The 457-nt window shown below is 37.9% G+C and carries 1 pseudogene; it reads left to right on the top strand.

Annotated elements, in window-relative coordinates:
• Positions 1 to 428: pseudogene (locus H5187_RS24000) on the top strand (hypothetical protein); the annotation flags it as partial.
• Positions 429 to 457 lie beyond the last annotated feature (29 nt).

The following is a 457-nucleotide window of genomic DNA, read 5'->3' as shown; positions in this document are numbered from 1 at the left end:
ATAAGTTTTATTTTAATCGCCATACCGGGCTTGTAAAAACCCCTCATACTTTGTTTAGAAAACCGTTTTATTTACCTTACGAAGACATTGTTTGTTTTGGTGCAAATGAGCGCAATGTAGGCTCAACTCGTGGTGGTTCACGCGTGTTTGTGTCTCTCATGGTGCCATTAAAGTACCCTAAGCATTATAGACTCACTAAACCGACATTTTACGTAGGTGGTTTTAATCGTCAGTGGGATTCACTGCAATATGCCACAGCAATGACCTTTATGGATACCTCAATCCCGCTTGGTACACACTTATATCAATCAATAGAGCATTACTTCAAAATTGATAAAGATATAACAGAAAAACACGGATTTCCTGAGGAGTTAAAACCCTATTTAGACCCAACAGATTGCCAAGTTAACCGTCAGGAAGTGTGGTAATTAAAAGCTAAATCGCTCTTTAAAAATTT

The organism is Pseudoalteromonas sp. SG44-1 (assembly GCF_014164315.1).
In the GTDB taxonomy this organism is placed as follows: domain Bacteria; phylum Pseudomonadota; class Gammaproteobacteria; order Enterobacterales; family Alteromonadaceae; genus Pseudoalteromonas; species Pseudoalteromonas rhizosphaerae.
Note: the sequence above shows the minus strand (reverse complement) of the source record. Positions and strands in the feature narration are given on the sequence as shown.